General features: G+C 71.3%; 20 protein-coding genes. 14 read left to right on the top strand and 6 right to left on the bottom strand.

The genetic code is table 11. The features are described from left to right. The first annotated feature begins 1 nt into the window (after position 1). The 7 genes from MARPU_RS16685 to MARPU_RS09310 all read left to right on the top strand — a co-directional run bounded on the left by MARPU_RS16685 (position 2) and on the right by MARPU_RS09310 (position 7,503). A complete protein-coding gene (locus MARPU_RS16685) occupies positions 2–1,774 on the top strand; it encodes a hypothetical protein (RefSeq protein WP_051415148.1) in 1,773 nt (590 codons plus the stop codon). Between the two features lie 95 nt (positions 1,775–1,869). Beyond that, complete coding sequence (locus MARPU_RS09335) at positions 1,870–3,447, top strand: hypothetical protein (RefSeq protein WP_051415147.1); 1,578 nt, start codon at positions 1,870–1,872, stop codon at positions 3,445–3,447. A 7-nt stretch (positions 3,448–3,454) separates the two neighbouring features. Further along, complete coding sequence (locus tag MARPU_RS17595) at positions 3,455–3,892, top strand: hypothetical protein (protein ID WP_005225106.1); 438 nt, start codon at positions 3,455–3,457, stop codon at positions 3,890–3,892. Positions 3,893–3,894: 2 nt separating this feature from the next. Beyond that, positions 3,895–4,803 carry a LamG-like jellyroll fold domain-containing protein gene (locus MARPU_RS09325; RefSeq protein ID WP_005225105.1) on the top strand — a complete coding sequence of 303 codons (909 nt, stop codon included), beginning with the start codon at positions 3,895–3,897 and terminating at the stop codon, positions 4,801–4,803. A 12-nt stretch (positions 4,804–4,815) separates the two neighbouring features. Further along, positions 4,816–6,699 carry a hypothetical protein gene (locus MARPU_RS16680; protein WP_025275247.1) on the top strand — a complete coding sequence of 628 codons (1,884 nt, stop codon included), beginning with the start codon at positions 4,816–4,818 and terminating at the stop codon, positions 6,697–6,699. Beyond that, the gene (locus tag MARPU_RS09315; protein ID WP_005224782.1) at positions 6,696–6,923 is read left to right on the top strand and encodes a hypothetical protein; all 228 of its coding nucleotides are present in this window, start codon (positions 6,696–6,698) and stop codon (positions 6,921–6,923) included. The genes MARPU_RS16680 and MARPU_RS09315 overlap by 4 nt, the downstream gene beginning before the upstream one ends. Before the next feature lie 226 nt (positions 6,924–7,149). Further along, positions 7,150–7,503, top strand: coding sequence for a type II toxin-antitoxin system HicB family antitoxin (locus MARPU_RS09310; protein WP_005224783.1), 354 nt, complete (start codon positions 7,150–7,152; stop codon positions 7,501–7,503). Between the two features lie 324 nt (positions 7,504–7,827). On the opposite strand, the gene MARPU_RS17175 is transcribed toward MARPU_RS09310, so the two are convergent. Then, a complete protein-coding gene (locus MARPU_RS17175) occupies positions 7,828–7,941 on the bottom strand; it encodes a tetratricopeptide repeat protein (RefSeq protein ID WP_005224784.1) in 114 nt (37 codons plus the stop codon). A 480-nt stretch (positions 7,942–8,421) separates the two neighbouring features. Here MARPU_RS17175 and MARPU_RS09305 point away from each other — a divergent pair, with 480 nt between their 5' ends. Further along, positions 8,422–8,688 carry a hypothetical protein gene (locus MARPU_RS09305; protein ID WP_005224785.1) on the top strand — a complete coding sequence of 89 codons (267 nt, stop codon included), beginning with the start codon at positions 8,422–8,424 and terminating at the stop codon, positions 8,686–8,688. Positions 8,689–8,696: 8 nt separating this feature from the next. Here MARPU_RS09305 and MARPU_RS09300 read toward each other — a convergent pair whose 3' ends face one another. From MARPU_RS09300 to MARPU_RS09290, 3 genes are all read right to left on the bottom strand, one after another. Beyond that, positions 8,697–9,539: a DUF3037 domain-containing protein gene (locus MARPU_RS09300; RefSeq protein WP_005224786.1), complete on the bottom strand. Its 843-nt coding sequence runs from the start codon at positions 9,537–9,539 to the stop codon at positions 8,697–8,699. Beyond that, positions 9,529–10,257: a hypothetical protein gene (locus tag MARPU_RS09295; protein ID WP_005224787.1), complete on the bottom strand. Its 729-nt coding sequence runs from the start codon at positions 10,255–10,257 to the stop codon at positions 9,529–9,531. The genes MARPU_RS09300 and MARPU_RS09295 overlap by 11 nt, the downstream gene beginning before the upstream one ends. 444 nt (positions 10,258–10,701) lie before the next feature. Continuing rightward, complete coding sequence (locus tag MARPU_RS09290) at positions 10,702–10,929, bottom strand: hypothetical protein (RefSeq protein ID WP_005224788.1); 228 nt, start codon at positions 10,927–10,929, stop codon at positions 10,702–10,704. A gap of 332 nt (positions 10,930–11,261) precedes the next feature. On the opposite strand from MARPU_RS09290, the gene MARPU_RS09285 reads away from it, so the two are divergent. The 6 genes from MARPU_RS09285 to MARPU_RS09260 all read left to right on the top strand — a co-directional run bounded on the left by MARPU_RS09285 (position 11,262) and on the right by MARPU_RS09260 (position 19,895). Continuing rightward, positions 11,262–12,494 carry an efflux RND transporter periplasmic adaptor subunit gene (locus MARPU_RS09285; RefSeq protein WP_005224789.1) on the top strand — a complete coding sequence of 411 codons (1,233 nt, stop codon included), beginning with the start codon at positions 11,262–11,264 and terminating at the stop codon, positions 12,492–12,494. A gap of 30 nt (positions 12,495–12,524) precedes the next feature. Then, entirely contained in the window at positions 12,525–15,665 is a 3,141-nt protein-coding gene (locus MARPU_RS09280) for an efflux RND transporter permease subunit (protein ID WP_005224790.1), read from the top strand. Then, the gene (locus tag MARPU_RS09275) at positions 15,652–15,945 is read left to right on the top strand and encodes a hypothetical protein (protein WP_025275244.1); all 294 of its coding nucleotides are present in this window, start codon (positions 15,652–15,654) and stop codon (positions 15,943–15,945) included. Before MARPU_RS09280 ends, MARPU_RS09275 begins: the two co-directional genes overlap by 14 nt. A gap of 39 nt (positions 15,946–15,984) precedes the next feature. After that, positions 15,985–18,753 carry an AMP-binding protein gene (locus MARPU_RS09270; protein ID WP_005224792.1) on the top strand — a complete coding sequence of 923 codons (2,769 nt, stop codon included), beginning with the start codon at positions 15,985–15,987 and terminating at the stop codon, positions 18,751–18,753. 32 nt (positions 18,754–18,785) lie between these two features. Next, positions 18,786–19,442 (top strand): class I SAM-dependent methyltransferase, encoded by a 657-nt coding sequence (locus tag MARPU_RS16675; protein ID WP_005224793.1) that lies wholly within the window; start codon positions 18,786–18,788, stop codon positions 19,440–19,442. 123 nt (positions 19,443–19,565) lie between these two features. Continuing rightward, complete coding sequence (locus MARPU_RS09260; RefSeq protein ID WP_005224794.1) at positions 19,566–19,895, top strand: SMR family transporter; 330 nt, start codon at positions 19,566–19,568, stop codon at positions 19,893–19,895. A 6-nt stretch (positions 19,896–19,901) separates the two neighbouring features. Here MARPU_RS09260 and amrA read toward each other — a convergent pair whose 3' ends face one another. Further along, the gene (gene amrA, locus MARPU_RS09255; RefSeq protein WP_025275241.1) at positions 19,902–20,516 is read right to left on the bottom strand and encodes an AmmeMemoRadiSam system protein A; all 615 of its coding nucleotides are present in this window, start codon (positions 20,514–20,516) and stop codon (positions 19,902–19,904) included. Next, a complete protein-coding gene (gene amrB, locus MARPU_RS09250; RefSeq protein ID WP_005224796.1) occupies positions 20,503–21,285 on the bottom strand; it encodes an AmmeMemoRadiSam system protein B in 783 nt (260 codons plus the stop codon). Before amrB ends, amrA begins: the two co-directional genes overlap by 14 nt. Between the last annotated feature and the right edge of the window lie 122 nt (positions 21,286–21,407).

Below are 21,407 nucleotides of genomic sequence, written 5' to 3'. Positions count from 1 at the left end.
GATGCCCATCCAAGAAGAGAACATCGTCTTCGTCGAGAGCCAGGTGATGGACGACGTCCCCGAGGGCGGCGGCGCCGCCACCGGGCGCGAGATCGTCGATGGCGCGCTCAACAACGTCTTCGAGGACATCTCCGATCTCGACCGCGCCTACGGCCGCTTCAACCTGAGGAAGCTCGCGCTGGCGGTGCGCAGCCTCGACACCAGCCTCTACGGCGGCGCCAAGCTCGCCCTCACCGCGCTGCCGCGCGATCCCGCCGTCGGCTACACCCTGTTTCGCACCGCCGACCCCTTCGATACCCGCACCCAGGCCGCCGACCGCGTCCAGGCCTATCTCTACAAGGGGCCGATGTGGCCGGGCGTGCTCTACGACGACCACATCGCCGGGATGCGCGCCATCCGCATCATCCAGCGCGTCGACACCACGCTGCCGCCGATCGGCAAGACCCTGGTGCTCGTGCAGCACGAGGGGGAGGCCAATGCCGTCGAGCAGTACCTGCGGGTAACCGACGTCGAGACCGTCGAGACCACCCTCACCGACAGCTCCGGCGACTTCGTCCGCTGGGTCGTCACCCTGACCCTCAAGGACGCGCTGCGCCACGACTTCGCCGGCCACACCCCGCGCCGCGACGACCTCTACGACTACGACCAGGGCGCGCGGCTGCGCGACACCACGGTGGCCGATGCCGCGCGCTACAGCGGCGCCCAGCGGCTGGCCGAGCCCGCCCAATCGGGGGATCTGCGGGTGCGCGCGGCGAGCCTCTACAGCCAGCTCGTCCCGGCCAGCCAGACCGAGACGCCGCTGCCCGATCAGCGTCTGGCCGACTCGCTGACTCTGCACGTCGATGCCGGCGGCGGTCACGCGGTCGAGGTCGCGCAACCGGCGCACACCCGCTCGCGCCCGGTCACCGCCGAGAACCGCCGTCTCAACTGGATCGAGACCCTGTCGCCGCCGCCGGCGCCGGGCACGCTGCGCGTCGCCTTCATGGCCCAAGGGGTGTGGTATGAGCTGGCCGAGGACGGCGCCGGCACCCTCGGCGGCACCGATCCCAGCCTCGGCGCCGGCACCTATACCGCCGCCACCGCCACCGCGGCGGTCACCCTGGGGGCGCTGCCCGATACCGGCTCGCAGCTGATCTGGACCTGGGCGAGCCCGGTGCACTACAGCATCCGCGCCGGGGCCGGCGCGACGGTCGACCCCCGGGGCGCGTTGCTCGAACGCCAACTGCCCGAGGCCGAGCGGCCCTATGTCCCCGGCTCGCTGCGCGTCGACTATGTGCGCGCCGCCGCCCCCCTCACCCTGAGCGCCGCCCCCGACGGCAGCATCACCGGCGCCGGCGTCAGCGGCAGCATCGATCGCGCCGGGCGGCTGCGGCTGTTCTTCACCGAGCTGCCCGACCCCGAGACCGAACTCACCCTGCGCTGGGACCATCTGCTCCCCGAGGACGCCCAGCTCGACCCGGTGCAGCTCGAGCGGAGCGCGCCGGTCACCGCCGCCCAGACCTTCGACTTCGGCCAGGCGCTCACCCCCGGCGGGGTGTCCCTGGTGGTGCCCTTCATCGCCCCGGACGCCACCACCGTGGTCGAGATCACCCTCTACGACGACGGCGTCGGCGCGCTGGTCTCGGGCGATGCGACCCTGGTCGGCGACCCGCCGACGGCGGTCAGCGGCCAGACCCTCGGCAGCGTCGACTATGCCACCGGCCTGTGCACCATCGACGGCGTGCTCGAGGTGCCGGAATGGGTCTATGTCACCGGTAACGAGGACTCCGCATGAGACTGACTGGATACGCTGCCCCTGCAAACCCGGATTGCCCACCCGGTACGACCTATGAAGCATGGCGTGGCTGTGTCGAGCCGGGCGACACTGGCTTGCCGTCGACTGGCACCACCGGCGAATGGGTCACCCGACAGGTCGCCTACACCCCGGCCCTCGGTCAGCCGATCCGCGGCACCGCCGTGCTCGCCGGGGCGGCGACCACCGAGGCGGCGAGCGCGACCCTGACCCTCACCGACGGCGTGCTCGGGGTCGATCTCACCCGCTCGCTGTCGTCGCCGATCGTGCCCGGTTCGGTGCGGCTGCGTCTCGGCGGCTGGCTCTATCGCGACCGCGGCGACGGCAAGCTCTACGACGACGCCGGCGCGGCGATCGCCGACCTCGACTACGCCACCGGCCGGGCCGCGTTGCGCCGCTGGCCGGGCGGGGCGAGCGTGCCGCCCACGGTCGAGAGCTGCCTCACCAGCTACGGCCAGTGGGGGCAGATTGCCGCGAGCTTCCGCACCGCGACCGCGCCGCTGAAGCCCGAGGCGCTGCAGGTGGTCGCCACCACCCTCGAGGGCACCCAGCTGATCGCCACCGCGGATGCCGACGGGCGTATTCAGGGCGAGGGTATCGAGGGCCGGGTCGACTATGCCGTCGGCGTCGCCGCCGTCCACTTCCGGCAACGCAACGCCGAGGACACCGACTGGGAACCGCTGGCGGTCGACCCCACCACCTTGCGCTACAACGCCGTCGCCTACAGCTACCTGCCGCTGGACGCCGACATCCTCGGCATCGACGGCACCCGGCTGCCCGCCGATGGCCGGGTGCCGATCTACCGCCCCGGCGATCTGGTGATGATCCTCCACGCCGCCGAGACCGCCCTCAGCCCCAGCGCCGGGGTCGCCGCCGCGCTCGGTCGCACCCGGCTCGCCTGGGTGCGGGTGACCGACGCCACGGGCGCGGTGGTCAGCGGTGAGCGCTACCAGCTCGACCGCGCCGCCGGGCAGATCATGTTCCCCGACCTCGCCGGCCTCACCCTGCCGCTCACCGTGCGCCATACCGTCGGCGACCTGCGCCAGGTCACCGATGCCCAGATCAGCGGCTGGCTCGCGCTCTCGCGCCCGCTCACCCACGACTACCCGGCCGGGGAGACCATCGTCGCCGGCTGCCTGATCATCGGCGATCGCCGCGCCCGGGTCTCGGCGACCTGGGACCAGGCGAGCTGGAGCGGGGCGTGGGCCGACGCCCCCAGCGGCAGCGCCGCCACCGCCACCCTCAACCTGATCGACCACCCCATCCAGGTCACCAACGAGGGCTGCGACACCGACCGCTGGGTGCTGCGCTGCACCAACGCGGCCAGCGACCAATGGGAGCTGATCAGCGAGAACCGCGGGCTCGTCTGGCAGGGCGTCTACGCCCCCGGCGGCGAAGACATCGCCCCGATCAACCCACGCACCCGGATCGACCTCGGCGGCGGCAGCTACAGCGCCGGCGCCCCCTACATGACGATCCCCGCGGCGGCCAACGGCGGTGGCTGGAGCACCGGCAACGTGGTGCGCATCGACACCGTCGGCGCCATCGCCGAGTTCTGGGTCGCGCGCTCGATCCAGCAATCCGACGAGCCCGTCGACCCCGCCGCCGCCGATGGCTGCGAGATCCATGCGCTCGGCAACATCGACCGACCCTGAGGACATCATGGAGCTATCGCCCGCCCATCTCGCAACCCGCGAGGCCGCCTGTCGGCTCCCGGCCCTGCACGCCTCGCTCGCGCTGCTCGTCGAGTCCTCGCAACGCGCCACCCTCGGGCTCTATGGCGACCCGCCGCCGGCCAGCCCGGGAGATCCGCCCGCCGCGCCGCCGGTGGTCGTCCTGACCTTGACCGCCGCCGCCGGCCAAGTCGACGAAGGTGCCCATTGGATCGTCCTTGATGCCCCGCTCGAGGGGCAGATCGACGGCGCAGACCCCGCCGTCGGGACCTCCGTCACCTGGGCGCGGATCACCGATGGGGCAGGGCAATGGTGGGCCGATGCCACGGTCTCGGACGAGGCCGGTGGCGGCGAGATCCGGTTGATCGACACGCTGCTCTACAACGGTGCCTTTTGTCGACTGACCAGCGCGATCCTGGAGGGCTGAGCATGGCGATCGATCCGATGTGGCGCGACGTGGTCTTGCTGCTGCCGTGTTGGGGCGGCGATGGCGCCCAGCAGTTGGTCGACTACTCCGGGGCGAGGTTGCCGGTGTCCCTGCGCGGTGGCGCGATGGTCTCGGTCGATGGCGCGCGCTCCGAGGCCGGCGCACTCTATCTCGATGGCAGTGGTGCCTATGTGACGATCAACGACTTGTCGAGGCGTCTGGCGGGGGTGCCTGCCTTCACCATCGAGGGCTGGTTCTTCCGTGCCTCGGACAATGCCGGGCAGGACGTGCTGTTCGGCTTCCACTCCTCGCTGGGTGCCAACCGCGCGGTGTTCGATGCGAGCAAGTACTTCGGCGACGAGGCCGCCGCGACGACGTCATATCCCTCCGCGATGCCGATCGGCGTCTGGTTCCACTTCGCCGTGGTGCGTCGTCCCTCGGCCTGGCAGGTCTATCTCGATGGCACGCGGATCCTCGACCTGGCGGCCGCACCCAACACCCTTGAGGTGACCGATCGCTTCTCCGTCGGCCAAGAGTGGGACGGAGCCTCGCCCAGTGACTTCTGGCACGGCTATGTCGAGGACCTGCGCGTCACCCTGGGCGTGCGTTACGAGGCGGGCTTCGAGCCGCCGGGGCGGCTGTTGACGCTGACCGACGGCGGATATCGCGCCGAGGCCTATAGCGAGGCGAGCGAGCCGATCAACGGCAGCGCGCGTCGTGGCGACGGCACCCCGGCCGACTCGGTGCTGGTTCGCGACTGGATCAGCCATGAGCCGGTCGCCATCGCCACCCCGGATGCCGCCGGCGATTGGTCGGTGCGTCTGGTGCCGGGGCAGTACGACATCACCTATCTCGCCACCGGGTGCGCCCCGGTCTGTCACGGTCCCTATACCGTTCCCGCATCGGGTTGACGGGGGCCGGTCGTGGTCTATGCGCCGCCCGCCCCCGGCCAACTGGTCACCCTGTTCGCGGGGTATGAGCCACCGGCGCTCGATGACCGGGTCTGGCTGTGCGCCGATGCGGGCGTGGTGCGCGCCACGCTACAGGCCGTGGTGCCGGCGTCGGCGCGTCCGAGGTTGGAGATGGTCGCGCGCGGCGCCCGGGATCGCTCCTGGCTGCGCGTGTTACTGCCAGCGTCTGCGCCGAGTCTGCGGCTGCGAGCGCGCGAGCGCTCGATCCCGATCCGGGTCACCGCCACGCTATCGTCCTCTGCGCCGAGTCTCGGGCTCGCCGTCCGGGTCGCTACGGTCCAGCGGGCGCGTCTCGCCAGTGTACTGCCGTCGCCGGCGGGTTCGTTCGGGCTCGGCGGTCGCGCCACATTGGCGCGGGACCAGGCCCTCCCCGCCGCCACCGGACCCAGCGCAGAGGCCCCGGCGCGCGATCAGCGCGCCACCGCTCCCCATGCCGAGACCCGGCGGCTGCGGCGCGCGACCCGGGCGGTGCACGCCGAGGCCGCCTCGATCCGGGCCGCCGCCCGAGCGGGGCACCGCGATCGAGAGCGCACCCGCGACCGGTTGCGGCTCGATCAGCAGGAGGCGCGCCCGATCGGTCTCCGGCTCGATGCCGGGCACCACGTCGCGCAGCCCGTCGAGACCGTGCTCGGCGCCCCGCACACCGCGGCACTGTGGCCGCTCCCCGGGCGCTGGACGCCGTGCTATGTGCCCGAGGTGCTCGCCCGCGTGCGGCTCGACTGTCGCGCGCTCCCGCCGCTCGGCGACGCCGTCGAGCTGCCCGGCTGCTGCGACGGCCGACCGCGCCCGCCCTGGGTGCCCGAGCCGCCGACCGCGACCCGCATCGTCCCCATCCGGAGGCTCTATCTCGTGAGGAACACCGTTACCCTGACCCTGCTCGACGGCACCGAGATCCCCGCCGCGTCGCTGCGCCTCGCGCTCGAGGCCGACGCCTGGGCGTGGAGCTGGTCGGCACGGGTGCCGGGCGCGGCGCTTGCACGGCTCCAGGCCGAGCCCGAGGCGCCCGCCGTCGAGCTGATCGCCACCGTCAACGCCCACCCGATCCGGCTGCGCCTCGACAGCATCGCCCGCGCGCGGAGCTTCGGCAGCAACTGGCTCGACCTCGGCGGGCGTGGTCGCGCCGCCGTGCTCGGCGCGCCAACCGCCGCGCCACGCGCGCGCACCAACACCGAGTCGCGCAGCGCCCGCCAGCTGCTCGACGCGGCGCTCACCGACAACGGCGTGCCGATCGGCTGGACGCTCGACTGGCAACTGGAGGACTGGACCGTCCCGGCCGGCGCCTGGAGTCACACCGGAACCTTCATCGAGGCCGCCGCGCGCATCGCCGAGGCCGGCGGCGGCTATGTCCAGGGCCACGACACCGAGCCGGTGCTGCGCCTGCTGCCCTGGTATCCGCGCCCGCCCTGGGCCTGGGCCGAGACCACCCCCGACATCGCACTGCCCGAGGACGCCTGTCACACCGAGCGCATCGAGTGGATCGCGCGCCCGGACTACGACGCGGTGTGGATCAGCGGCGGCGAGGGCGGTCGGCGCGATCGCGTGCGCCGCGCCGGGCGCGCCGGCGACACCCAGGCCCCGACCTGCGTCGACGCGCTCGCCACCGATGTCGTCATGACCCGCCAGCGCGGCCTGCGCCTGCTCGCCGACACCGGCCGTCAGGCCCACATCACCCTGCGCGCCCCGGTCCACCCCGAGACCGGCATCATCCACCCCGGCCAGCTCATCGGCTACACCGAGGGCGGCACCACCCGCCTCGGGCTCTCGCGCGCGGTCGAACTCGACTGCCGCCTGCCCGAGGTGTGGCAATCCATCCGCATCGAGAGCCACCCGACATGAACACCTGGAACGCCTACCGCCGCCTCCTGCAACTCCTCCCCGAGCCGTCCACCGACGTCGGCACCATCACCGCCACCAGCAGCGACGGCTGCACCGTCACCCTGCTCAGCGGCGAGCAGACCCAGGTACGGGGGCGCGGCAGCATCGGCGATCCGGTCTACATCAGAGACGGGGTGATCCAGGGACCGGCGCCGGTGTTGCAGACGGTGGAGATTGAGGTGTAGGGCGGGGGGACGGCGGCCTGCTGTCCGGCTCGGCTCGACGGCGCAGGCGGTTGATGCCGCTCGCGGTTGCGGTGCTGCACGTTTGTGTCGACCATGCTCGGACGCACCGCCAGTGAGGCCGGGCGCGCCGTCTGCGGTGATGCCATCGCCCGCACCCGGAGAAGGACGCCAAGCCCGATCAGGTCGAGGCGGCGCGCGCCTTTCTCGAACAGCTCGGAGTGACGCCATGAACAGCATGCATGACAAGGGTTACACCGCCAGAATCGACTTCGACGAGCGCGACGACTGCTTCGTCGGGCGGTTGCTCGGGCTGCGCGATCGCGTCAGCTTCCACGCCGCGAGCGTCGCCGACCTGCGCGCGGCCTTCGAGGAGGCCGTCGAGGATTATCTGGAGACTTGCGCCAGCATCGGCAAGACACCCGAGAAACCCGCGAGCGGGCGGCTGATGCTGCGCGTCCCGCCCGAGGTGCACAGCGCCGCCCTGATCGCCGCCCAGGCCGCCGGGCAGAGCCTCAACCAGTGGGCGACACAGGTATTGCGGGTGGCGGCGGCACGGACGGACGGCCCGCCGCAGCCCTGACCGGCTGGGGCGCGGTTGCGCCCTTGCCGGTGTGTCAGGCGCGCTTCGGAGCCGGTCCCGCCCGCTCGGTGCGGAGGGCATCGGCGCGGCCTGCGCGGGCGCACGGCGTCGCGCGGCCCCGGTCGACCTCGACCGGCTCGGCGCGACCCGGCCGGGGGACAGGCGCGGTGGCGTGGGGGAGATCCCGCTCGATCGAGCCGTTTCGGCGATGATCGAGGGTTGTCCCCGGCACGGTCCAGAACACCTCAGTGCGTCTCGCTGGGGGCGGCGGAGACCTGCTGTCGGCGCTGTTCGCGCAGCGCGTCGAGCCGCGTTTGGGCTCACTCAGTTTCGGGGTCGTGCACCGATCTCCTGGAACAGTGTCAGGCACTGCTGGAACATCGCCTCGGCCCGGTCGAGGTCGCCCCGGATTCGGTAGACGAGGCCCAGGTTGGCCATGACCTCCTTTACCGTTGCCGGGGTAAAGCACCGGGCACCGCGATCCGGTATCCGCGGGGCGGACGAGCGACCAGCATCCAGTTACCAGCTTCCAGCGATCAGCCGCCAGCCGCCAGCCAGCCGCCAGCGGCCAGTAAGGAGGGCTGACGCACATGACGGGCGGTTGACGGGCAAGATCCTCTGTTGCGGTCGAATCAGCCTTCAGCGATCAGCCTCCGGCCTCCAGTGATGAGCGCCGAGCCCGCCCTCCGGCTGACCGCTGATCGGTCATTACCCTTCGTGTCCTTTGGGTCTTTGCGGTTCGAGTCAGCCGCCAGCGATCAGCCGCCAGCCGCCTGGTCGCTGATGGCTGGTGGCTGATCGCTGGAAGCCGATTGCATTCCCCCCCGGTACCAGCGGTTAGAATGCCCCGCTCGGGTGTCGTTTGATGCCCATCGACGGTGGCGCATGGGACGGCGCGGTTGCTAACGAGGTAGAGGTATGAATGAGCTTTTCACCCGGCACGAGCTGGCCTGCATTCTGTTGCGGGTGCCGGAGACCGGGGATCTGTCGCTCGATCGCTTGATCGCGCAGTCGCGCGCCCTGGACCATCGCTCGCCGATGGAGATGGCGGTGGCGTTGGAGCAGTCGGTGCGGCGCGAGGGTGCGGTGCAGCAGGCGCGGCGCAAGGCGGCGATCGACGACGAGCTGGCCCATCTGCTGCGCGAGCAGCAGCAGGCGCGGGCCGAGGTCGGCGGGGCGGACTAGCGCCGCGCTCAGTAGGGCGGGGCCTTGATCTGGCCGGCGGCGTAGGCGATGCGGTCGAAGTAGGCGGCGCGCTCGTCGGCGTCGGCGTAGTTGTAGAGCTGCTGGGCGTAGTCCGAGAGCAGGTCGATGCTCGGCTGCACCGCCTCGAGGATCTCGTCGGTGGCCGCCTGGTAGACGACCAGCGGCACGGTCTCGCCCTTGAGCTTGCGCGCGGCGGCGTCGAGGGTCAGCGCCTTGAGCGCCGAGGCCTTGAACTTGGCCCCGCGCAGGGTGCTCGGCGAGCCGCTGAAGTCGATCGTCTCGGTGACGATCCAACGCTCCTTGCGCAGCGCGAAGTCGACATAGAGGTTGCCGTGGCCCTCGATCGGGTACTTGGGCACCACCATGCCGCGCTCGATGTCGTCCTCCTGCTTGGCGAGCAGTTGCAGCACCTCGAACTGCTGGCGAATGACGGTCTCGAGCCGGGTGACGGGCTCGACGCGCTTGTGCTTGAGCGGCGGCTTGACCAGGTCGGAGAGGATCGACTGCACCTGCTGCTCGTAGTCCTGGCCCTGTTCGAGATGGAACTCGCCGAGCGCCGAGAGACGGATGCTGCCGAGGTTGGCGAGCACCTGGTGCTGCTGCTCGGGGCGCTCGATGCCCTCGATCAGGGCGGAGAAGTAGGGCGGGTAGTCGCGCAGCATCTGCTCGTCGAACCTGGGGTCGAGCGCGCGCACCTTGTGCAGCGAGGGCAGCAGGCGCACGTCGAGCCCCGCGGGGCGGAACACCACCACGCCGATGTTGACGGTCTCGCCGCGGCGGGTGTCGGGGACGACGCGGATGACGGCGTACTTGAGACGTTCAGAAGGCATGATCGATCACCGTGGCGACCTGCTCGAGCCGGGCGATGCGCTGGTTGCGCCACCAGTCGTCGAGCTTGACCGCGATGCCGTGCGGCAGCCAGTGCGGCGGCAGGTCGCGACAGCAGCGTTCGAGGGTATCGTTGGGGAGTGAGTAGAGCCGGCCGGTGACGCGCAGCGCGGCATCGCGGTCGAAGCCGTGCAGGCGCATCAGCGCGTGCGCCACCACCAGGGTGTTGCAGGTCGGCGAGAGCATCGGCACCGGCCAGCCGGCCATCAGCAGGGCGCGGCCGAAGTCGGTGGCGACCACCGCGGCGACGCTGTGGTTGGGGTCGCGGCGCACCAGGAAGTTGCCGAGGTGACGGTTCTGGTTGCCGACGAAGAGGTCGAAGGCGAGGATCGCCGAGAGCACCTGGCTCGACACCCCGCCCTTGGTCATCAGCAACACCCGCGCCTCCTGGGTGGCGAGGGTGCCGCCCTCCCAGGGCGAGGCGAAGGCCATGGTGCCGTCGGGCAGTTGCGCGATCTCGCCACCGAGCACCGGCAGGTCGCAGGCCAGCGCCAGGCGGGTGCAGATCAGCTCGGTGGCGGGGAGCAGCGCGGCGTCGCTGCTGCGCTTGATGGCGTAGGTCAGGCCGTCGATGCCGACGCCGATCGCGCGCAGGTCGTTCTCGCCCAGGTCGACGGGGTCGAGACGCACGATTTCCAAGGGCCACAGGCGTCCCTGCATGAGGGGGCTCACTCCTTGCGGGCCAGGGGGTCCGCAATCTGGTTCAGTAGTTCGAGATCGGCCGCGCCCGACCGCCCGCCGTCGCGCACCGCCGCACTGCGCACGGAGGCGGCGCGCGCCCTGATGGTGGCTGGGCGGCGCGTCGGCGTGGACGACGACGGGGAGGGCGGCGTGGTCGCGGCGGGGCCTCTGTTCGGCTCCTCGCCGCTCGGCTGCCGAGCGCTGGTGCCCGGGCGGTGTCGACACGGACCGCGAGGTCATCCGCCGCGCCGGGCCGCCGCGTGCGGCCGGTTCGCGCTGGGTCGGTCACCGCGCGCGGCGCCACTGGCCAAGCCGGTTGCGCCAACGCATCCGCACAAGCCTACAACCGAAGTTGTCGGACGGCAAACGCCGCCGCGTCGGGCCGCCGCCGCCGGGCCGCCGCGACCGGTCTCGACGTCGCGCTCAGTCGAGCGCCTGGGCGGCCTTGAGATGGCTCTCGCAGCCCTCGCGCTTGAGCGCGTCGGTGCCGGCCTTGTCGACGCAGCGTTGATAGCTGTCGATCAGTCGCAGGCGTTCCTTGGCGACGTTCTCCTGCGCCTTGTAGGCGCGTTTCTGGGCCCGTGCGGCGCCACCACAGGCGGTGGTCGAGAGCGCGAACAGGGCGACGAGCAGCAGGGTCAGCAGGCGCATGGTCTCGGTCATCCGGGTGGGTTGGATTTGGGTCGGGCCAGTCTAGCAAAACCGTCTCGATCTTGGGGGCTGGATCAATCGCGGGATGGCGCGTTCGTTTCGCGCCCGCGCGTGGTTCGCGCTAAGCGGTTGTTTTCATAAGGGCACGATGTGCTGTCGCGTTCTGCCGTCACACAAGGTTGTTGCGTTGCGTCGTCAGGGGGCTAATCTTGTCTGCAGTGAATGTGCGATCCTTGTCTTCATTGAGTGTGCGATTGCTCCGGCCCCATCCGGTCGATCGTGCTCGGCGCCGTGCCCGGCGCTCCCATGCCACCTCGCGCGGAGGATGTTCCATGGTTTCGATGCCGCGCGGCGCCGTGCCGCTCCGGTCTGCCCGTCGCTCGGGGGCGGTGTTGTCGCTGTGTTCGCTGCTGATCCTTGGCTGTGTCCCCGGCGGTGATGCACCGCCCGCCGCCGAGCCACCCTCGGTCGGGGTGATCGCCGTCACCGAGGAGCGGGTCAATCCCTATTTCGAGTTCGTCGGCAAGACCCGGGCGGCCGATACCGTGGCGTTGCGCGCACGGGTGACCGGGTTCCTGCTCGAGCGCGCCTTCCAGGAGGGCGGCCAGGTCGAGACCGATGATCTGCTGTTTCGCATCGAGCCCGAGCAGTATCTGGCGAGCCTGGCTCAGGCCGAGGCGCAGCTGGGCGCGGCCCAGGCCTCGCTCAACCGCGCCCAGGTCGATCTGGCGCGCTATCAGGAGCTGGCCAAGGCCAAGAACGTCAGCCAGCAGAAGGTCGACGAGGCCCAGGCCGAGGTGCTGGTGCAGGAGGCGGCGGTCGAGACCGCCCGGGCCGACATCCAGAAAGCCCAGCTCAACGTCGACTACACCGAGATCCGCGCGCCGATCGCCGGGCGCATCGACCTGGCCGCCTTCGATGTCGGCAACCTGGTCGAACCCGGCTCGGGGGTGTTGGCCACCATCAACCGCATGGATCCGATCAGAGTCGCCTTCTCGATCGCCGAGACCTGGTACCTGGAACTGGCACAGGCCGGCGCGCGTTCGCGTCAGGAGGGCGCGGGCGCGGCCGGGAAGCAGCATTTCGTGCCGCAGATCCGGCTCCCCGACGGTTCGCTCTATCCCCACGACGGCTGGTTCGACTTCTTCGACAACAAGGTCGACGAGACCACCGGCACGGTGCTGATCCGTGCCCAGTTCCCCAACCCCGACCAACTGTTGTTGCCAGGGCAGTTCGTCACCGTGGTGATCGAGCGGCGCGAGGCGGTCTCGGCGGTGGTGGTGCCGCAGGCGGCGCTGCTCACCGACCAGGGCGGGAGCTATGTGCTGGTGGTCGACGACGACGACAAGGTCGAGAGCCGCCGGGTCAAGACCGGGCAGCGCTTCGGCACCCGGCAGGTGATCGAGAAGGGGCTCGAGGCCGGCGAGCGCATCGTGCTCTACGGTATCCAGAAGGTACGACCGGGCATCCAGGTGCGCCCCGAGACGGCCGCGCCGCCCGGCGACCCGCTCGCCGCCACCGGGCCGGGTTCGAGCGGCGACACCGATACCACCGAGACTGACTGATCCCATGGGCGAACCGACCGGAGTATCGCGATGACGCTGTCCAAGTTCTTCATCAACCGGCCGAAGTTCGCCTTCGTCATCTCCATCGTGATCTCGCTGGCCGGCGCCCTGGCATTGCTCGGGCTGCCGGTGGCGCAGTTCCCCGAGATCACTCCGCCGACGGTGAGTGTCAGCACCCAGTACGCCGGGGCCAGCGCCGAGGTCGTCGAGGAGACGGTTGCCGCCCCCATCGAGCAGGAGGTCAACGGCATCGAGGGCATGATCTACATGTCCTCGAAGTCCGACAACGACGGGCGCTACAGCCTCACCGTCACCTTCGAGATCGGCACCGACGCCGACATGGCCCAGGTCAAGGTGCAGAACCGCGTCGCCCAGGCCGAGCCCAAGCTGCCCGAGGAGGTGCGCCGCCAGGGGGTGAAGACCGAGAAGCAGTCGACCAACATGCTGCTGATCGTCAACCTCTACTCGCCTGACGAGAGCCTCGACGCGCTCTATCTCAACAACTACGCCACCATCAACATCAAGGATGCGCTCGGGCGCGTCAACGGGGTCGGCAAGGCCGAGATCCTCGGGGTGATGGACTACGGCATGCGCTTCTGGCTCAAGCCCGATCGCATGACCGCGCTGGGGGTGAGCGTCGCCGATCTCCAGAACGCGGTGGCGACGCAGAACGTGCAGGTGCCGGCCGGTCAGATCGGCGCGCCGCCGGCGCCGGTCGATCAGCAGTTCCAGTACACGGTGACCACCAAGGGGCGGCTGACCGAGCCCGAGGAGTTCGCCGACATCATCATCCGCATGAATCCCGACGGCTCGGCGATCCGCGTCGGCGACGTCGCCCGGGTCGAACTCGGCGCCCAGGCCTATTCGGCCTCGGGGCGGCTCGACGGGCGCCCCTCGGTGGTGCTCGCCGTCTACCAGACCCCGGACGCCAACGCTCTGGCCACCGCCACGGCGGTGCGCGCGCAGCTTGCCGAACTCGCCGAGCGCTTCCCCGAGGGCATGGAGCAGGCCATCCTCTACGACACCACCAACTTCATCTCGGCCTCGATCGACGAGGTCAAGGTGACGCTCTACCAGGCCGTCGGCCTGGTGGTGCTGGTGGTGTTCCTGTTCCTCGGCGACTGGCGCACCACGCTGATCCCCGGCATCGCCATCCCGGTGTCGCTGATCGGCACCTTCGCGGTGCTCGCCGTCCTTGGCTTCACCCTCAACACCATTGTGCTGTTCGCGCTGATCCTGGCCATCGGCATCGTCGTCGATGATGCCATCATCGTGGTCGAGAACGTGCAGCGGCTGATGGCCGAGGAGGGGCTCGACCAGAAGGCAGCGACGGCCAAGGCGATGGATCAGGTCGGCGGCGCGGTGATCGCCACCACCCTGGTGCTGCTCGCGGTGTTCGTGCCGGTCGGCTTCATGCCCGGGATCACCGGCCAGCTCTACCAGCAGTTCGCGGTGACCATCTCGGTGGCGGTGGCGATCTCCTCGATCAACGCCCTGACCCTGAGCCCGGCGCTGTGCTCGGTGCTGCTGCGCCCGGGGCGCGAGCCGCTGCGCTGGCTCAACTGGTTCGAGCGGCTGTTCGGCCGGCTCACCGCCGGCTATACCGCCGCGGTCAAGGTGACGGTGCGCCGCGCCGCGCTGGTCTCGCTGCTCTATGTCGGGCTGATCGCCGCCACCGGCTGGCTGTTCACCCACCTGCCCACCGGCTTCCTGCCCGAGGAGGATCAGGGCTACTTCTTCATCGAGGTGCAGCTCCCCGATGCCGCCTCGCTCAGTCGCACCGAGACCGTGCTCGGGCGCATCGAGCAGCAGTTGCTGGAGATCCCCGGGGTGACCAATGTCATCTCGGTGTCCGGCTTCTCGTTGCTCAACAGCGCCTTCGGTTCCAACAGCGCGCTGGTGATCCCGGTACTCGCGCCCTGGGACGAGCGCCAGGAGCCCGAACTGCGCCTGCCGGCGATCGTTGCCGCCGCTCGCGGCGTGGCCGCGCGCACCATTGATGCCAACGTCATCCCCTTCGTGCCGCCGGCGATCCCCGGACTCGGTAGCTCTGGTGGTTTCTCCTTCGTGCTCCAGGACTACAGCGGCGGCGACCTGCAGACGTTCGCCGCGGCGATGCGCGGCTTCATCGTCGCGGCCAACAGCCAGCCCGAGATCGGCAACGCCTTCAGCACCTTCCGCGCCGACGTGCCGATGCTCTATCTCCAGGTCAACCGCGACAAGGTCGAGACCCTGCAGGTGCCGCTCAACGAGCTGTTCGCCACCCTCCAGGCCCAGCTCGGCTCGGTCTATATCAACGACTTCAACAAGTTCGGCCGCACCTGGCGGGTGATGGCACAGGCCGAAGGGGAGTTCCGCGACACCCCCAGCGACATCCTCCGTCTGTTCGTGCGCAGCAGCGACGGCGAGATGGTGCCGGTGGCCACCCTGGCCGAGGTCGAGACCATCACCGGGCCGCAGATCATGGCCCGCTACAACCTCTTCCGCTCGGCCGACATCTCCGGCGCGGCCGCCCCCGGCTACAGCTCCGGGCAGGCGATCGCGGCGATGGAGCGCACCGCCGAGGAGACCTTGCCGAACGGCTTCGGCTACGAGTGGACCAGCATGTCCTATCAGGAGATCAAGGCCGCCGGTCAGGCGCCGCTGATCTTCGGTCTGGCGCTGCTGTTCGTCTATCTCTTCCTGGTCGCCCAGTACGAGAGCTGGTCGATCCCGTTGGCGGTGTTGCTGGCAGTGCCGGTGGCGGTGTTCGGTGCTCTGGCGACCGTCGGCGTCGCCGGACTCGACGTCAACCTCTACACCCAGATCGGCCTGGTGATGCTGATCGGGCTGGCGGCGAAGAACGCCATCCTCATCGTCGAGTTCGCCAAGGAGCAACGCGAGGGCGAGGGGCTGTCGATCTACGACGCCGCAGTCAAGGCCGCGCGGCTGCGTTTCCGCGCGGTGATGATGACCGCGCTCTCCTTCCTCCTCGGCATCCTCCCGCTGGTGTTCGCCGCCGGGGCCGGGGCCGGCTCGCGGGTGGCGCTGGGTACGGCGGTGTTCGGCGGCATGCTCGCCGCCACCGTGGTCGGTATCCTGCTGATCCCGGTGACCTATTTCGTGGTGCAGGGCGCGCGCGAGTGGCTCAAGGGCGGCGGTTGGCGCCGTCGCGCCGATGCCACCCGATAGCACCACGGCGATGCGCGCGCTGATCGCGCGCATCCGTCACGAACTGCCGCTCGACGACCCCGCCGCGCGGGTTTGTCACGGCGCCTGCGCCGGTGGCTGCGCGCCCAAGCTGCTGGCGTTCATCGAGCAACAGCTCGACGATTGGGAGTGGCGCCTGAGCGCGGGCGCCCGCCCGGGGTTCGCCGAACTCTCGGCGCTCGCGCGCAGCGCCCGCCGGGTGCACGCGGTGCTGGTGCGCGACGGTCTGCTGTCGGCGCCTACCGAGCCCCTCCACGATTGATGCCGGGCGCCGCGCGCGGTGCCAGGAGCGAGAACCCCCATGTCCGATCCCGCCGATCCGCTGCTGGCGCTGGTGCGCGCCTTCGCTCGCGATTCGCGCCTGGCCATCGCCCCCGAGACCATCGGCCCCGACACCCGGCTCGAGACCGATCTCGGACTCGACAGCCTCGGTCGCGCCGAACTCAATGCCCGTATCGAGCAGGGACTCGGGATCGAGTTGCCCGAGCGCGCGCTGCTCGCCGCCACCGTCGCCGAGCTGCGGGCGCTGGCGCGCGCGCGCGGCGCGACGGGGACGGAGCCGGGTCCGCGCCCGGTCCCCGCTGTCGACGCCCACGCCGGTGTCCCGGAGCAGGCCGCCACCCTGCTCGAGGTGCTCGACTGGCACTGCGAGCGCCACGGCGAGCGGGTGCACATCCACTGGTACGACGCCGAGGACCGCGTCCATCCGATCCGCTATCGCGAGCTTGCCGAGGGCGCGGCGCGGGTGGCCAACCGGCTGCACGGCGCCGGGGTGTGCGCCGGCGAGACGGTGGCGCTGATGCTGCCGAGCGGGCCGGGCTATTTCTTCAGCTTCTTCGGCGTGCTGCGCGCCGGCGCTGTGCCGGTGCCGATCTACCCGCCGGCGCGCCCCCAGCTCATCGAGGACCACCTGCGCCGGCATGCCCGTATCCTCGCCAACGCCGGCTGCGTGGCGATGCTCACCGAGGGCGCGGCGGCGCGGGTCGCGACGCTGCTGCGGTTGCAGCTGCCGGCGCTCGGCGCGGTGCTCACCCTCGACGGGCTCGAGCGCGAATCGTGCGCGTTCGAGGCGCCGGCGGCCGCACCCGACGACCTTGCCTTCCTGCAATACACCTCCGGCAGCACCGGCGCGCCCAAGGGGGTGAGGCTCAGCCACGCCGAGCTGCTGGCCAACATCCGCGCCATGGGTGAGGCGGTGGCGATCACCCCCGAGGACCGCTTCGTCAGCTGGTTGCCGCTCTATCACGACATGGGGCTGATCGGCGCCTGGCTCGGCAGCCTCTACTTCGCCATCCCGCTGGTCTCGCTCTCGCCGCTGGCTTTCCTCGCCCGGCCCCGGCGCTGGTTGCAGGCGATCGCCGACCATCGCGCCACCCTCTCGGCGGCGCCCAACTTCGCCTACGAACTCTGTCTCAGCCGCATCGGCGAGCAGCAGCTCGCCGGGCTCGACCTCGGCAGCTGGCGCCGCGCCTTCAACGGCGCCGAGCCGGTGAGCGCCGAGACCCTGGAGCGTTTCGCCGCGCGCTTCGCCCGCTACGGGCTGCGCCCGGAGGCGCTCGCCCCGGTCTATGGGCTGGCCGAGGCGGCGGTGGGGCTGTGCTTCCCACCGCCGAGCCGGGGGCCGCGGATCGACTGCATCGACCGCGAGCGCCTCGCCGAGAGCGGTTATGCGCTGCGCGTCGACTGTGATGACCCCGGCGCGCAGCGCGTGGTCGGCTGCGGCCGACCGCTGCCGGGCTATCGGCTGCGGGTGGTCGATGCCCGGCGCGCGCCGCTGCCCGAGCGTCACGAGGGGTTGGTGCAGTTCCAGGGGCCTTCGGCCACCCGGGGCTATTACCGCAACCCCGAGGCGAGCGCCGCGCTGATTCGCGAGGGCTGGCACGAGACCGGCGATCGCGGCTATCTCGCCGACGGCGAGATCCATCTCACCGGCCGGGTCAAGGACCTGATCATCCGCGGCGGGCGCAACCTCTATCCCTATGAGCTGGAGCAGGCCATCGGTGCCTTGCGCGGGGTGCGCCAGGGCTGCGTGGTGGCCTTCGCCGCGCGCGATCCGGGGCAGGGCAGCGAGCGCCTGGTGGTGGTCGCCGAGACCAAGGAGCGCGACCCTGGGCGGCGTGCGCTGCTGCGCCAGCGCATCCTCGCGTGCGCCGGTGAGGTGCTGGGTGCGCCGCCGGACGAGATCGTGCTCGCGCCGCCGCGCGCGGTGCTCAAGACCTCCAGCGGCAAGCTGCGGCGCGGCGATACCCGTGCGCGCTATCTCGCCGGGCGCATCCAGACGACGCCGGCCGCACCCTGGTGGCAGCTCGTGCGGGCCACCCTCGCCGGGCTGCGCGGACGGATGCTGGCCGACACCGGCACGCTGCCGCGGTATCTCTACGCCGTCCATGTCTGGCTGATGCTGGCGCTGATCGCGCCGCCGTGCTGGCTGGCGGTGGCGCTGCTGCCGGGGCACCGACTGCGTTGGGCGGTGGTGCGAGGTGCTGCCGGGGTGCTGCGTCGGCTCGTCGGCGTGCGCCTGGCGGTCGCGGGGCGCGAGCGGCTGCCGCCGCCGGGCGCGCCCTGGGTGCTGGTGGCCAACCACCAGAGCTATGTCGACGCCCTGGTGCTGGCCGAGGCGATCGGCCGACCGCTGTGCTTCGTCGCCAAGCGCGAGCTGGGACGCAACCGGCTCGCCGCCCATTTCCTGCAGCGGCTCGACTGCGTGCTGGTCGATCGCTTCGACGTGCGCGCCGGCGGCGCGGCGCTCGCCGAGCTGCGCGCGCGGCTCGCCGCCGGGTGTCCGCTGGCGCTCTTTCCCGAGGCGACCTTCCGCGTCCGCCCCGGCCTGCTGCCCTTCCGCATGGGCGCCTTCTCCCTCGCCGCCGAGGCGCGGGCGCCGCTGGTGCCGGTGGCGCTCGAGGGTACCCGCGCGCTGCTTGCCGGCGCCCGCCTTTTCTCACCGCGACGCGGGCGGGTGAGGGTGTATATTGGGCCGGCGCTGATTCCCGGGGGCGCCGATTGGGGCGCGGCGGTGGCGTTGCGCGAGCAGGCGCGAGAGTGGATCGAGAGCCGGGTGGCGGGCGGTTGAACGACTTCGAGAGGGTTCGAGAGGGAAGGGTGATGCAGAGAGATACCGATCGGCGGATGCTCGAGCAGATCGAGCAGCAGGTCGATCTCGCGACCTCGCGGGTACTGGAGATCGGTTGCGGCAACGGTCGGGTCACCGCGCGCCTGGCCGCGCGCGCCGACGCGCTGGTGGCGCTCGATCCGGTACAGTCGGCGCTGTGCGCGGCGCGCGCACGCCTGCCCGCTCAGGCGCTGGTGGCGGCGAGCGGCGAGCGCCTGCCGTTCGCCCCGGCGCGCTTCGACCTGGTGGTCTTCACCCTGTCGCTGCATCATCATCGCGATCCCGCGCGGGCGCTCGGCGAGGCGGCGCGGGTGCTGGCCCCGGGCGGGCGGGTGCTGGTGATCGAGCCCGACGAGAGCGGTCAGCTCGAACGGGTGTTCGCCCAGCTCGTCGACGAGGGTGCCGAGGTCGCCGCGGCGCAGCGCGCGGTGGCGCGCTGTCCGTTGCGCCTCGCCTACGACGCCGGGTTCAGTGGCTGCTGGCGCTTCGACGACCGCAGCGAGCTGATCGGCTCGGTGTTCGATCACTATGCGCTGCCCGAGGACCCGACGGCGGTGGCGCGCATCGATGCGCTGCTCGGTCCCGATGGCGCCGCGCGCCCGATCCTGCTCGAAGACCGCATGCGGCTGCAGACGCTGCTGCCGGGCTGAGCGCGCGCTCCGACGCGCATCCGCTCCGGGGGCCTCGATCGGACCCCGATCCGTTGAACCGACTGCTCGAGCGGGCCGCCGCACGGCGGGGCCGGCGCGGCACTGTGATTCTTGAGTCTAGCTATGGGTTATGTGTATCTCGGGCTGGCGATCATCGCCGAGGTGATCGCGACCTCGGCGCTGAAGTTCTCCGACGGCTTCACCCGGCTGGTGCCGAGTCTGGTGGTGGTGATCGGCTATGCCGCGGCCTTCTACTGTCTGGCGCTGGTGCTGCGCACCATCCCCATCGGTGTCGCCTATGCGATCTGGGCGGGGATGGGGATCGTGCTGATCGCGGTGATCGGCGCCCTGGTATTCGGTCAGGTCCCGGACTGGCCGGCGCTCATCGGCATGGGGCTGATTCTCGCCGGGGTACTGGTGATCAACCTGTTCTCGCGCACCGCCGGACACTGAGACGGGCTAGCACGGCGGGTCTGGGGCCTCGCGCAGCGCAGCGACGGTGGCACCGAAGTGCTCGGTGGTGTAGCGCTCCAGCCGCAGCCCCGGCGGCCAGTCATCGGCACCGAGCCCGGCCTTGAGACGCAGCGCGGCGAGGAAAGCGGCAGGCTCGGGCAGTTGCGCCCAGACCGCGGGCAGGAAGGTCGCGCGGCGCCGTCCCGCGCGCAGCACCACGCCGTCGACGCCGGGGCGCAGCGCGGCGCAGCACCCGGCCTCGTCGGTGCAGTCGATCGCGACCGGCGGGGAGAGCACCGAGATCTCTAGATGCAGCCCGTCCAGCTCGGCGCCGTCCAGCGGCGCGAAGCGCGGGTCGGCGAAGGCGGCGGCGTAGGCGTTGGCGGCGACATCACGCACCAGCGCCCGCCGCGGTTCGAGGCTGCCGACACAGCCGCGCAGCGCACCGGCGTGCTCGAGGGTGACGAAGCAGGCGCCCTCGGCGCGCAGCGGCGGCGGGTAGTGCGCGGGGTCGGGGTCGAGCCGTGCGCCGCCCGCGAGCCCGTGGTCGATGGCCTGCAGCGCCACGCGCAGCAGCAGGGCGCGGGCTGCGGCGTTGAGCGCGTGCTCAGTGGAAGGCATAGGCGCCATAGCCGACGACCTGTTGCGGGGTCCCCGAGACCGCGCCCGAGTCGCCGAGCGCCAGGGTGTGCGCGGCCAGCCCGTGGTGTCGGGCGAGCGCCAGCAGGCCGCGCAGCGGATAGCAGCCGCAGGCGTGATCCGGGGTGATGGCCGCGGCGTCGAGTCGCTCGATCGCCGTCGAGGTGGCGCGATCGAGCGCCTGGGCCTCGGCGCGCAGCTGGTAGTGGCTGAGATCGGAGCTGACCACGATCAGCGTCTCCGCGCCGCCCCACAGCGCTTCGAGCAGGGCGACGAGTTCCGCCGTCGGGGTCTCGCCGACGACCAGCGGGACCAGCGAGAAGTCGTCGAGCGCGCGCTGCAGGAAGGGCAGTTGCACCTCCAGACTGTGCTCCTCGGCGTGCGCGGCCTCGAGGGTGTGCACCCAGTCGAAGGCTAGCGCCTGAGCGATGGCGACCTGATCGAGCGCGACCTCGCCGAGCGGGGTGGCGAAGGCCGTCGCCGCGCTGGTGGCGACACCGCGCACCGCCACCCGGTGTGCCGGGCCGAGCAGCACCACCTGGCGGATGCGTGCGCGCGCCTCGCCGAGCGCCGCATAGGCGTGTCCGGCGATCGCGCCGCTGTAGCGATAGCCGGCGTGGGGGACGACGATCGCCTTGGGCGCCGGGCCGGTGGCGGCGACGGCGAGATAGCCGTCGATCTCGGCGCCGAGCGCCTCGGGGCTGGCCGGGTAGAAGCGCCCGGCAACGGCGGGTGGTCGAGTCTGTGGCATGTCGGTTTCTCCCGATCGGGACCCATCGACGCTGCTGGTCGGGCTTGGTTATGCTAGCGACTCCGGGCGCCGTCGCCCGGGACCATGTCCGTTGACTGATACGCTGGCGCGGGAGCCCGTTA

Origin of the sequence: Marichromatium purpuratum 984 (assembly GCF_000224005.2) — a bacterium.
GTDB classification, from domain to species: Bacteria; Pseudomonadota; Gammaproteobacteria; order Chromatiales; family Chromatiaceae; genus Marichromatium; species Marichromatium purpuratum.
The sequence above is the reverse complement of the archived record's forward strand: the minus strand, read 5'-3'. Positions and strand labels throughout refer to the sequence as shown.